Genomic DNA, 11,872 nt, shown 5'->3' on the forward strand with positions numbered 1-11,872 from the left:
AACGTCGTCCTCGGACAGCCGCTGGCGCGGCGGACCATCGTCGCGCCGGGCCGGGCTTCGCTCAGGGGACGTCATGCACATCGTCGTGGTCGATCCGAGCCGGGTCGTGCTGAAGGTGATCAGCTCGCTTCTCGACCCTCGCGGCTACATCGTGAACACCTTCACGGATTCGCGGGAGGCGCTCGACTACATCACCACCCATAGGTCGGTGACGGCGCTGATCACCAGCCTTGAGGTCCGGCCTCTGAGCGGGCTCGAACTGTGCTGGTCCGCCCGCCTCCTCGCGGATGCACACCGGCCGCTCTACATCATCACCATGTCGTCGGCCCGCAACGCCCGCAATCTCGCGGAGGCGCTCGACAGCGGCTCGGACGATTTCATCGACAAGCCCCCGGGCGCCGAGGAGCTCTATGCCCGCCTGCGGGCCGCCGACCGCATGACCCGGATGCAGCGCGAGCTGATCCGCCTCGCGGAGACCGATATGCTCTCGGGCCTCCTCAACCGCCGCGCCTTCCTCCAGCGCGTGACGGATGCCGCCGAGCGCGCGGGCGATCACGGCCGCCTCGGCCTGGTCCTGGCCGACATCGACCACTTCAAGCGGATCAACGACGAGAACGGCCACGACGTCGGCGACCTCGCCATCCAGGGCGTCGCGCAGGCGCTCTGCGAGATCCCGGACGGCATCGTCGGACGGCTGGGCGGTGAGGAATTCGGCATTGCCCTGCCCGGACGGACGCTGGAAGAGGCGGAGGCCGCGGCCAACCGTATACGCCTGCGCTGCACCCATCTGCGCTTCAAGGGCGCCCGCGGCCCGGTCCAGCTCACCTGCAGCTTCGGCGTGAGCGCGTGGTCCGAGGGCGAGACGGTGGCGAGCCTCCACAAGCGGGCGGACATCGCCCTCTACGAAGCGAAATCGATCGGGCGCAACCGTGTGGTCTCCGCATTCGCGGACCTCATCCTCGCCCGGGCGGGCTGAATAGAAACTGACGTGAGTGGAAACCACCCTGCACCTCAGCATGAGGGCCGGTGGGGCTGCCCCAGAAGGAAGCGCTCGGTCAGCCGGCTTCATCCGTCAGGGTCAGCGCAGCCGGTGGCAAACTCATACCGGCTCGGCGGCCCGATGCGGCAGCCTCTCGGGCCGTTGGTATAACCACGCTCGGATGCGGATTGGAGCATCCGACGGGCGCTCGGCGTCTCGGTAGACGGCCGCGATGGCGCAGCCCCACCCCTCTGTCCTATGGCATCGCGGCGGCGGGACGGACTGTCCAGATCCGGCACAATCACCAGATGCAGATGTCCCGCGTGTCGGGACGAATCCGGCCGATTCACGCCGAACCCGAAGCTCTGCCAGCCCCCGGTCAACCTTAACGACGGGAAATTTCCCTGTAATCTCAGTGCGGTCCACGGAGAGATTCAGCTCCTGGAACGCCGCTTGATCATCACGCTCCGTCAACCCTGGCGCGTGTCCCGCGCCGAGACGGAGGCAGAACGGCATGAGTGACGCCGTGAGAGTGCTGATCATTGATGAGCCGCCGGATCTCGGGGCAGTCTTCCGGGCGACGCTGGAGCACCATCCGGACCTGCGCACCGTGGACGAGACGGACCTGCGCGCTGGGCTTGAAGGAGCGCCCCTCGACGGCGTGGCGCTGGTCTTCGCGCCGGAGCGCGGGGCGAGCGCGATCGCCGCCCTGCGCGAGCGTCACCCGCGCCTGAAGGTGCTGGTGGCCTTCCTGGCGGCCGACGCCGCGGCGCTCGCCCGCCTCGCCGAGGCGGGAGCCGACGCCTTCGTGGCCCGGACCGCGGCCCCGCGCGAGGTCTGCGCGGCGATCCTCGCCCTCGCCCGCGGCCTCCCGCTCGGCGGCGGGACGCCCGACCTGACCGGGCAGGAGGACGTGGCGGCGAGCCTCGGCCTCACGCCCCGCGAGGCCGAGGTGCTGCGCTTTCTCAGCGCCGGCTTCAGCAACAAGGAGGTGGCGCGCCGCCTCACCGTCAGCGTCCGCACCGTCGAGACGCACCGGCTCAACCTGCGCCGCAAGACCAAGACCGGGCGCCTCAAGGACCTCGTGCAGCTCGCCCGGCAGATGGGCCTGGCCCCCGTCTTCGATACCGAACCGGCCTCCCATCGCCCGACCGGCTCGATCCGCAACCCCCGCCACCAGAGCCACGCGGCGCCCCCCCACTGAGGGGGGCGCCAGCGGGCTTTAAGCCCGTGCGGGCCTTGATCCCGTCCCGCCTTGCCGCCCCGTCAGGCCGCCCGCCGGGAGGCGGACCGCCCACGGGGCTTGGCGGCACCCCTGGCCGTCTTGCGGCTGCGGCCGGACGCGGAGGCGGGCTCGACCTCCACCGCCGAGCCGGCGAGCCGGGCCTGCAGCAGGGCGAGCACCGCGGTCTCCTCCGGCCGCAGCCGGTGGATGTCCTCGCGCAGCTCCGCCTGCACCTCGTCCCGGATCTGGAGCAGGAGCTTGCCTTCGAGGTAGCAGCCCAGGATCTCGGGGTGGACGTAGCACTTGCGGCAGATCGTCGGCGTGTTGCCGAGCCGCTCGGCCACCCGCTCGATGGCGCTGCGGATGTTGCGCTTGGCCGCCGCCTGGCTGTCGAAGACCTCGAATTCCTGCAAGGCGAGCGCCGCCAGCACCGTGCCGGACCAGGTGCGGAAATCCTTGGCGGTGATGTCGCGCCCGGAGATCTCGCGCAGATAGGCGTTCACGTCCGCCGAGGTGACGTCGCGCTGCACCCCGTCCTCGTCGAGGTACTGGAACAGCTCCTGGCCGGGCAGATCCTGGCAGGCCTTGACGATCCTGGCCACGCGCCGGTCGCGGACCGAGAGCTGCCAGACCTTGCCGCTCTTGCCCTTGAACCGGAACTTCAGCGCCGCGCCCTCCACCGTCACGTGCGGGTCGCGCAGGGTGGTGAGACCGTAGCTGCGGTTCGAGCGGGCGTAATCGTCGTTGCCGACCCGGATCAGCGTGGTCTCCAGCAGGTGGACCACGGTGGCCAGCACCTTCTCGCGCGGCAGGCCGCGCAGGCTCATGTGCTCCTGCACCGTGGCGCGCAAGGCCGGCAGCGCCTCCGCGAAGGCCATCATGTGGGCGAATTTCGTCGATTCCCGCACCTCGCGGAACTGCGGGTGGTAGCGGTACTGCTTGCGCCCGCGCTCGTCGCGCCCCGTCGCCTGGATGTGGCCGTTGGCATGCTGGCAGATCCAGACCTCCGTGTAGGCCGGCGGGATCGCCAGCGCCTTGATGCGCTTGAGCACCGCCTCGTCCTTCACCGGCCGGCCGTCCGGATCGATGTAGCGGAAGCCGCGCCCGTTGCGCTTGCGCCGGTAGCCCGGCTCCTCGTCGCTCACATAGCGCAGGCCCGCCTCGCGGGCGGCGTCGCGGGTGTCGCCGCGATCCTCCGGCGCGCCTTCCGCCTTCGCGGGATCCGACAGCATGCAGGGCCTCTTCGACGGTGGGACGCCTCGGGACTCTGCTCAACTGGAGCGTGCCGCCGTGGGTTCCTGGCCTCTGCTTCTGGATCTCCGCCGCGACCGCGCCCCTGCCGCGCGGCGTGTTGGCTTGCCCCGCCAAGTCTGCTTAAGCGTCCGGCGACGTAAAGCACGGAGATCCGCGTGACGGCGCAGCACGGCCGAAAAACCATCGCCTTCGTCGTCACGGAGGATTGGTTCTTCGCCTCGCACTTCCTGCCGATGGCCCACGCCGCGGTTGTGGCCGGCCATGACGTCGCGGTCGTGACGCGGGTGCGCGCCCACCGGGAGGCGATCGAGGCCACCGGCGCGCGTGTCGTCGCCCTCGACGCGGAGCGGTCGAGCCTCAACCCCATGGCGGCGGGCTATGCCGCCGGACAGCTCGCCGCGATCCTCAAGGCCCTGCGGGCCGACCTCGTCCACTGCATCGCCCTGCGCGGCATCCTGGTCGGCGGCGCTGCCGCCGCCCTCGCGGGAATCCCGCGGCGGGTCTATGCGCTCACCGGCCTCGGCCTCGTCGGCGCCCGGCAGGATCGGGCCGGTCGGCTCGCGCGCACGGCCCTGCGGCACCTGATCCGCGGGCCGCTGGAGACCGCCCGCACCCGCTACCTGTTCGAGAACCCGGACGATGCCGCGCTCCTGGGGCTCGATCCCGCGGAGGCGCGCGTTACCATCGTCGGCGGGGCCGGCATCGACCCCGCAATCTGGGTTCCCGCCCCTCTCCCCCCGCAGCCCCCGCTCCGCGTCGCCCTCGTCGCCCGCATGCTCTGGTCGAAGGGCGTCGACACGGCCGTCGCGGCCGTGCGCCTCGCGCGGGCGGGCGGGGCCCCGGTCGAGCTCGGGCTCTACGGCGCGCCCGATCCGTCGAATCGCCGCGCCATTCCCGAAGCGACCCTGCGCGACTGGTCCCGCGACGGGGTCGCGTGGCACGGGCCGACCGCGGACGTGGCGGCGATCCATGCCGCCTCGCACGTCGCCTGCCTGCCCTCGCGCGGCGGCGAGGGCCTGCCCCGCACGCTCCTCGAAGGGGCGGCCTGCGGCCGGGCCCTCCTCACCACCGCCGTGCCGGGCTGCCGCAGCCTGGTGCGGGACGGCGTCGAGGGGCTGGTGGTTCCGCCGGACGATCCGCCTGCGCTCGCCGCCGCGCTCGCCCGCCTCGCCGCGGATCCGGCCCTCGTCGCCTCCATGGGAGCGGCCGCCCGGCGGCGCATCCTGGAGGGCGGCTTCACCGAGGAGGCGGTCGCCGGCGCGGTCGCCCGCCTCCATGCGGAGATGCTGGCATGATTCCGGGCTCCGCCCGGACCCGCCAAAGGGCCTCGAGGCCCTTTGGAATCCCGGGAGTCGGATCGTGATCGAGCCGCTCGCCTTCATCCAGGCCAATACGCGTCTGCGCCCGGTGCCGCACGCGCCGGAGATCCGCCTCCACGTCGCCGACGAGGCCACCGAGCTGTGGAGCCGCACCGAGGAGGAGCTGGGCGAGATCGGCCTGCCGCCCCCGTTCTGGGCCTTCGCCTGGGCTGGCGGCCAGGGGCTCGCCCGCTTCGTCCTCGACCATCCGGAGACCGTGGCGGGTGCCCGCGTGCTCGATTTCGCCTCCGGCTCGGGCCTCGTCGCCATCGCGGCGGCCCTGCGCGGGGCCGCCCGGGTGGAGGCCAGCGACCTCGATTCCTTCGCGCTCGCGGCGATTGGCCTCAACGCGGCCGAGAACGGCGTCGGCGACCGCATCCGGCCGCTCGCCGGCGACCTCATCGGCCGCGACGACGGCTGGGATTGCGTGCTGGCCGCGGACATCTTCTACGAGCGCGACCTCGCCGCCCGCGTCGGCGACTGGCTGAGCCGCCTGCAGGCCCGCGGCGCCCAGGTGCTGATCGGCGATCCCGGCCGCGCCTACCTGCCGAAGGAGCGGCTGGAGAGCCTCGCCGCCTATACGGTGCCTGTCACCCGGGCGCTCGAGGATGCGGAGATCAAGCGCACCGGCGTCTGGCGGTTCAAGGGATGAGACGGTTCCCGGACGATCTGTTCGAAGACCGTCTCCGCAAGCCCACGCGGCGCGGAGCAGAGTTCCGAGCGGGCTTGAGCGAAGCCGACATCCGCATGGCAAAGCAATCAACCGGAATCCGGATGCCCCAGGCGGGGTGCGGCTCAGCCGTACATCTCGCGCAGGTCGAGCGTGCTCTCGCGTCCCACCGCGTCGAAATGCTCCGCCAGCCAGGCCTGCGCCGCCTCGCGCCCCGCATCCCGCAGGCGCAGGAAGAACGGCCATTGCGGCTTCAGTTTGGTCGACGCCTCATAGTCGTCGAGGGCGCCGCAGCCGTCGATGCGGTGGAGCCGCAGGGGCCGGTAGCCCTCCGGCGCCAGCGCGCCCTGCTCGATCAGCTCCTGCACGAAGTCGATGCCGCGCAATTCCCGCAGCAGATTGCCGTTGAAGGTGATCTCGTTGAGCCGGTCGCGGATCTCCTGGGGCGTGCGCGGCGTCTGCCGCCGCTCGACCGGGTTGATCTGGATGAGCAGAATGTCCCGGGTCTCGGCCGCGTGATACAGGGGATAGAGCGGCGGGTTGCCGAGATAGCCGCCGTCCCAGTAGGGCACGCCGTCGATCTCCACGGCCTGAAAGACGGTCGGCAGGCAGGCCGAGGCCATGACGTGGTCGGGCGTGAGGTCCTTGCCCTCGAACACTGCGATCTTGCCCGTCCAGACATTCGTCGCCGAGATGAACAGGGGCGCCGTGTCGGCGGCCCGCAGGGCCTCGAAATCCACCGTATCGGTCAGCGCGCGCTTGAGCGGGTTGAAGTTGAGGGGATTCGTCGCATAGGGGCTCGCGAGCATCCCCCAGACCTCGGCCAAGGGCGTGCGCTTCCACAAGCGCAGCACGCCGTCGAAGACGGTCTGCTGCGTGCGCGGCAGGTCGCCGTCGATGCTGACCTCCTTCCAGAAGGATTCGAGCTGTGCCCGCGCGCCCTCGGGCCCGCCCTTGAGCCAGCCGTGGGTCATCACCACCGCGTTCATCGCGCCTGCGCTCGCGCCCGTGATCGCCTCGAAGGCGAGCCGGCCGTCCTCGATCAGCGCGTCGAGGACGCCCCAGGTGAAGGCGCCGTGCGCGCCCCCGCCCTGCAGCGCGAGGGCGACGCTCTTCTCGGCCTTCGGCCCGACGAGGCCGCGGGCGGGACCTGCGGAGGCGGAGGTCCGGGGCGAGGAGCCGCGCAAGGCCTCAAAGCCGATCGGATCGGCGGGAATGGCGGGGCGGGTTCTGTCGGGCGAGTCAGTCATGGCCGACCGGGGAAATTGCTGCATTGCAAGATGAGATGGTGCGTCGCACAGGAGACGCAACCCTCCGCCGCCCGCCCCGCCTCGACAGATCCGGGGCGATGGGCCATGAAGCACCGGGCCGTCTCGGCTCTTCACCCTGCGCGCGGTCGCCGCCGCGCGGGTCCGGGCGTGTGTGGCGTCACAGACTTGACGCCGGACGCGCGCAGGATCAGCTAAACGTTTCACGCCGAGGCGCGAACCGCCCGGCACGAGGGATCCGATGCAAGCCATGGAAGCTCCCGCGGCGCCCGAGATCGCCGGCCCCGCGCCCCGGCACGGCACCGTCGGTGTGCGGATCGGCGAGGGCGAGGGCGCCGTCACCATCGGCGGCGGCGCGCCGATCGTCGTCCAGTCGATGACGAACACCGACACGGCGGATGTCGATGCCACGGTGGCGCAGGTCGCCGCCCTCGCCCGTGCCGGCTCCGAGATCGTCCGCATCACGGTCGACCGGGACGAGGCCGCGGCTTCCGTGCCGAAGATCCGCGAGCGCCTGGACCGCGTCGGCGTCCACGTGCCGCTCGTCGGCGACTTCCACTATATCGGCCACAAGCTCCTGTCCGACCATCCGGCCTGCGCCGAAGCCCTGGCGAAGTACCGCATCAATCCGGGCAATGTCGGCTTCAAGGAGAAGAAGGATCTCCAGTTCTCCACCATCGTCGAGATGGCGGCTCGCCACGGCAAGGCGGTGCGCATCGGCGCCAACTGGGGCTCCCTCGACGAGGCCCTGCTCACCCGCCTGATGGACGAGAACGCCCGCAGCGAGCGCCCGCGCGACGCCCGCGCGGTCATGCGCGAGGCGATGGTGCAGTCCGCCCTCCTCTCCGCCGACCGGGCGGTCGAGATCGGCCTGCCCAAGGACCGCATCGTGCTCTCCGCCAAAGTCTCGGCGGTGCAGGACCTGATCGCCGTCTACCGCGAGGTGGCGCGCCGCTCGGACTACGCCATCCATCTCGGCCTCACCGAGGCCGGCATGGGCACCAAGGGCGTCGTGGCGGCCTCCGCCGCGATGGGCGTCCTCCTGCAGGAGGGGATCGGCGACACGATTCGCTACTCGCTGACACCGGAGCCCGGCGGCGACCGCACCGTGGAGGTGAAGGCCGCCCAGGAGCTGCTCCAGACGATGGGCTTCCGCACCTTCGTGCCCCTCGTCGCGGCCTGCCCCGGCTGCGGCCGCACCACCTCGACGGTGTTCCAGGAACTCGCCCGCGACATCCAGAACTGGATCGCCACCTCGATGCCGGAATGGCGCAAGACCTATCCGGGCGTCGAGACCCTCAACGTCGCGGTGATGGGCTGCATCGTGAACGGCCCGGGCGAATCGAAGCACGCCGATATCGGCATCTCGTTGCCCGGCACCGGGGAGAGCCCCTCCGCGCCAGTCTTCATCGATGGCAAGAAGGCGTTGACGTTGAGGGGGGCCACCCTCGCCAAGGATTTCGAGGCCATCGTCATCGACTACATCGAGCGCCGCTTCGGTCAGGGCCGGCGCAACGCGGCCGAGTAACTTGCGCGGCCTCGCCCCTCGGTCGCACCGGGCGGGGCGTTCGTCCTTGCACGCGCGAGGCCGCGTGCTACAGTCCCGCCTCAATCGAGGCCGGCCGCGGGGATCGTCTGCGCGGGGATCGCCCGGCCTTCAAGGCTTCGCGCCGCCGAATGGTCCAGCACCTCGCCCGGCGGCCCGCTCCGCCTGCGGGCGCATTCTCGATCAGCCATGACACAGTCAGCCGCACCCGCGAGCGGGACCAGCGCCCCGCCCGAAACCCTCACCCCGCCGAGCGGCGGCCCGCCGACCCCGGCCGGCAGCGTCGACGAGCCGGAGGGGCATGCAGGGACTCACGCGAAATTCTGGACGCTGTTCGTCGGCTCGATCGGCGTCGTCTACGGCGATATCGGCACGAGCCCGCTCTACGCGTTTCGCGAGGCCCTGGGCCCCGGACGCGCCGACGGCGTGCTGACTGAGGAGGAGGTGCTCGGCACCGTCTCGCTCCTCCTCTGGGCGCTGATCCTGATCGTGACGATCAAGTACGTCCTGCTGCTGCTGCACATGGACAACAAGGGCGAGGGCGGCATCCTCTCGCTCATGGCGCTTGCCCGCAAGGCGCTCGGCGGCTCCCGCACGGTGTTCATGCTCGGCCTCTTCGGGGCCGCGCTCTTCTACGGCGACGCCATCATCACGCCGGCGATCTCGGTGCTCTCGGCCGTGGAGGGGCTCAAGCTCGTCACGCCGGCCTTCGAGCACTACGTCCTGCCGATCACCATCGCGATCATCGTGCCGCTCTTCCTGGTGCAGAGCCGGGGCACGGGCCGGATGGCGAGCTTCTTCGGCCCGATCATGCTCGCGTGGTTCCTCGCCATGGCGATCGCGGCGGTGCCGCACATCCTGCGCCGGCCCGACGTGCTGCTCGCGCTCAATCCCTGGCATGCGGCCCAGTACCTCGTCAGCCACGGCGCAGGGGCGCTCATCGTGCTCGGCGCCGTGTTTCTGGCGGTGACGGGCGCCGAGGCCCTGTTCGCGGATCTCGGCCATTTCGGGCGCCGGCCGATCCAGGTGGCCTGGACCGCAGTCGCTGGCCCCGCCCTCGCCGTCAACTATCTGGGGCAGGCGGCTCTGGTCCTCACCAATCCGGACGCGTCGGATCCGTTCTTCCAGCTCGTGCCCGAATGGGCGCTGCTGCCGATGGTGATCCTGGCCACTGCCGCGACCGTGATCGCGAGCCAGGCGGTCATCACGGGCGCCTATTCGCTCTCGCGGCAGGCGGTGCAGCTCGGCCTCCTGCCGCGGCTAGAGATCCGCCACACCTCCGAGGCGCATTCCGGCCAGATCTTCCTGCCGCAGATCAACACGATGCTCCTCGTCGGCGTGGTCGTGCTGGTCTTCCTGTTCCGCTCCTCCAGCGGGCTCGCATCGGCCTACGGCATCGCCGTCACCGGCACGATGCTGATCACCGCGAGCCTCGCCTTCCTGGTGCTGTGGCGCTACTGGAACTGGTCGCCCCTCGCGGCCGGCGCCGTCATGGTGCCGTTCATCGCCATCGAGCTGATGTTCCTGGTCTCGAACCTGCTCAAGGTGCTCGAGGGCGGCTACGTCCCGCTGATGCTCGCGAGCGTGCTCATCCTCCTGATGTGGACCTGGGTGCGCGGCGTCACCATCCTGTTCAACAAGACCCGCAAGACCGACGTGCCGCTGATGGAACTCGTCGGCATGCTGGAGAAGAGCCCGCCGCACCACGTCAAGGGCACGGCGGTGTTCCTGACCAGCGATCCGGAGACGGCGCCCGCCGCCCTGCTGCACAACCTGAAGCACAACAAGGTGCTGCACGAGAAGAACGTCGTGCTCACCGTCAAGACCATCGACCTTCCGCGCCTCAACGACGCCGACCGGATCCGCATCGAGCCGATCGGACCGCATTTCTGGCGGGTGGTGATGAAGTTCGGCTACATGGAATCGCCGAACATCCCGAAGGGGCTGGCACTGCTGCGCAAGCAGGGCTTCAAGTTCGACATCATGGCGACGTCGTTCTTCCTGTCCCGCCGCTCCATCCGCCCGGCCGCGCAATCCGGCATGCCGCTCTGGCAGGACCGCATCTTCATCGCGCTCGCCCGCAACGCCAACGACGCCACCGACTTCTTCCAGATCCCGACCGGGCGCGTGGTGGAGGTGGGCACGCAGGTCACGGTGTAGGGGGGACAGGCACGGCCCGACGCGTCAGCAGCTTGGGCCATTGGGATCACGGCGCCCGGCCGGGTGCATCTGGCGGACGGCGTCGATGACGGAGAGAATCTCGCGCGGCGTGTCGTGCCGGGCGAATTCCTCCGCCATCGCCTGCGCCCGGGCGCGGTAGCCGGGCTCGTCCAGCACGGCATCGATGCTGCGGCGCAGGGTCTGCGGGTCCGGCCGGTTCGCGGCGAGGTTGATCCCGACGCCCGACCATCCGACGCGCGTGCCGACCTCGGCCTTGTCCTCGGTGAGCCCGGCCGACACCACCGGCACCCCGGCCTGGAGCGCCGCGATCACCGTGCCGTAGCCCCCGTTGGTCACCAGCGCGTCGAGCCGGGGCATCAGATCGCCGAAGGGCAGGAAGGTCGCGACCCGGCCATTCGCCGGCACGGGAAAGCGGATCGCATCGAGAGGCCGGCCGCCGGTCGTCGCCACGACCAGCACGTCGTCCCGATCGGCGAGCGCCTGGAAGGTCGGCTCCACGAGTTCGCCGAAATCGGCATTCGCGAGGGTGCCCTGGGTGACGAGCACGATGCGGCGGGCGCGGTCGAGGTCGGCCCACCAGCCGGGCCGCGGACCGGAAACAGCGGGCGGCGGCAAGGCACCAACGAAACGGATCTGCGGCGGCAGCGGCGCGAAATCGTATTCGAAAGCCGGGACGCCGAGCTGCACCACGGCGTCCGGCAGGGTGAGGATCGCCTGCGTCAGGGAGGCCGGCAGCCCGGGCAGACCCGAACGGGCCAGCACCGCATCCGTGTAGGCCCGGACCTGATCCGTGAAGGCGGCATCGACCTCGGCCTTGATGGCCGCGTAGCGCGCCCGCTCGATCGCGTCCCGGGCAGGCGGGAGCCCCGGGCCGAGGGGTGCGCCATCCGGCCGGTCGAGGAACAGGAAGCTCACGTTCACGGTGACGATCGGCGGCCGCTTGCGGCTGTCGAGGAGGAGCGGCAGCACGCCGAGGAACATGCTGCCCGCCACCACCACGTCCGGGCGCTCCTCGGCGATCAGGCTGCGCAGCAGCTCGGCCTGCCGGGGCATGCCGTCGATGAACCGGCGCTCGAACTCCCGGCGGCCACGCTCCGGACCGGGCGGCAGGGCGGTCTCACGGTATTCGGGCCCGTGATCGTCCGCGTAGGGACGGCAGCGGAAGCCCGCTTCCTCGACCTTTCGGCGGAAATCCTCCGAGGTCGTCACCACGACCTCGTCCCCGCGCTCCGAAGCGGCCTGCGCCACGGCGAGCAGCGGATTGACGTGCCCGGTCAGGGGGGTGGCTGCCAGCAGCAGTTTCATCGCCGCCTCCGCCCCGGCCTCGCCTGCGAGCCGGGGACTATCGTGCCGATCCGGTCCATCGCCCCCGGCCGGGATGGATTGCCGGG

At 71.0% G+C, this 11,872-nt stretch carries 9 protein-coding genes; 6 read left to right on the forward strand and 3 right to left on the reverse strand.

The window, feature by feature from the left end; genetic code table 11:
* Window positions 1-73: 73 nt before the first annotated feature.
* The gene (locus tag MNOD_RS25315; protein WP_015931804.1) at window positions 74-976 is read left to right on the forward strand and encodes a GGDEF domain-containing response regulator; all 903 of its coding nucleotides are present in this window, start codon (window positions 74-76) and stop codon (window positions 974-976) included.
* Between the two features lie 517 nt (window positions 977-1,493).
* The gene (locus tag MNOD_RS25320; protein ID WP_015931805.1) at window positions 1,494-2,183 is read left to right on the forward strand and encodes a response regulator transcription factor; all 690 of its coding nucleotides are present in this window, start codon (window positions 1,494-1,496) and stop codon (window positions 2,181-2,183) included.
* 62 nt (window positions 2,184-2,245) lie between these two features.
* Here the strand turns inward: MNOD_RS25320 and MNOD_RS25325 are convergent, their stop codons facing one another.
* Entirely contained in the window at window positions 2,246-3,436 is a 1,191-nt protein-coding gene (locus tag MNOD_RS25325; protein ID WP_015931806.1) for a DNA topoisomerase IB, read from the reverse strand.
* A gap of 177 nt (window positions 3,437-3,613) precedes the next feature.
* Between MNOD_RS25325 and MNOD_RS25330 the strand changes: the two genes are divergently transcribed.
* Window positions 3,614-4,753: a glycosyltransferase gene (locus MNOD_RS25330; protein WP_015931807.1), complete on the forward strand. Its 1,140-nt coding sequence runs from the start codon at window positions 3,614-3,616 to the stop codon at window positions 4,751-4,753.
* Window positions 4,754-4,817: 64 nt separating this feature from the next.
* Window positions 4,818-5,468 carry a class I SAM-dependent methyltransferase gene (locus tag MNOD_RS25335; protein ID WP_015931808.1) on the forward strand — a complete coding sequence of 217 codons (651 nt, stop codon included), beginning with the start codon at window positions 4,818-4,820 and terminating at the stop codon, window positions 5,466-5,468.
* Window positions 5,469-5,611: 143 nt separating this feature from the next.
* On the opposite strand, the gene MNOD_RS25340 is transcribed toward MNOD_RS25335, so the two are convergent.
* On the reverse strand, window positions 5,612-6,736 hold the full coding sequence (locus MNOD_RS25340; RefSeq protein WP_157091546.1) for a patatin-like phospholipase family protein: 1,125 nt from the start codon (window positions 6,734-6,736) through the stop codon (window positions 5,612-5,614).
* A 259-nt stretch (window positions 6,737-6,995) separates the two neighbouring features.
* Here MNOD_RS25340 and ispG point away from each other — a divergent pair, with 259 nt between their 5' ends.
* A complete protein-coding gene (gene ispG, locus MNOD_RS25345) occupies window positions 6,996-8,282 on the forward strand; it encodes a flavodoxin-dependent (E)-4-hydroxy-3-methylbut-2-enyl-diphosphate synthase (RefSeq protein WP_015931810.1) in 1,287 nt (428 codons plus the stop codon).
* A 207-nt stretch (window positions 8,283-8,489) separates the two neighbouring features.
* Window positions 8,490-10,460, forward strand: a complete 1,971-nt coding sequence (locus tag MNOD_RS25350) for a potassium transporter Kup (RefSeq protein WP_015931811.1) — start codon at window positions 8,490-8,492, stop codon at window positions 10,458-10,460.
* A 24-nt stretch (window positions 10,461-10,484) separates the two neighbouring features.
* On the opposite strand, the gene MNOD_RS25355 is transcribed toward MNOD_RS25350, so the two are convergent.
* Complete coding sequence (locus tag MNOD_RS25355) at window positions 10,485-11,786, reverse strand: glycosyltransferase (RefSeq protein ID WP_015931812.1); 1,302 nt, start codon at window positions 11,784-11,786, stop codon at window positions 10,485-10,487.
* Window positions 11,787-11,872: the final 86 nt, after the last annotated feature.

Origin of the sequence: Methylobacterium nodulans ORS 2060 (assembly GCF_000022085.1) — a bacterium.
Classification (GTDB): domain Bacteria; phylum Pseudomonadota; class Alphaproteobacteria; order Rhizobiales; family Beijerinckiaceae; genus Methylobacterium; species Methylobacterium nodulans.

What these genes read in the sequence shown, in the direction of transcription:
- MNOD_RS25315 (WP_015931804.1), top strand. Translation starts at nt 74, where the DNA reads ATGCACATCGTCGTGGTCGATCCGAGCCGGGTCGTGCTGAAGGTGATC.
- MNOD_RS25320 (WP_015931805.1), top strand. Translation starts at nt 1,494, where the DNA reads ATGAGTGACGCCGTGAGAGTGCTGATCATTGATGAGCCGCCGGATCTC.
- MNOD_RS25325 (WP_015931806.1), bottom strand. Translation starts at nt 3,436, where the DNA reads ATGCTGTCGGATCCCGCGAAGGCGGAAGGCGCGCCGGAGGATCGCGGC.
- MNOD_RS25340 (WP_157091546.1), bottom strand. Translation starts at nt 6,736, where the DNA reads ATGACTGACTCGCCCGACAGAACCCGCCCCGCCATTCCCGCCGATCCG.
- ispG (WP_015931810.1), top strand. Translation starts at nt 6,996, where the DNA reads ATGCAAGCCATGGAAGCTCCCGCGGCGCCCGAGATCGCCGGCCCCGCG.
- MNOD_RS25350 (WP_015931811.1), top strand. Translation starts at nt 8,490, where the DNA reads ATGACACAGTCAGCCGCACCCGCGAGCGGGACCAGCGCCCCGCCCGAA.
- MNOD_RS25355 (WP_015931812.1), bottom strand. Translation starts at nt 11,786, where the DNA reads ATGAAACTGCTGCTGGCAGCCACCCCCCTGACCGGGCACGTCAATCCG.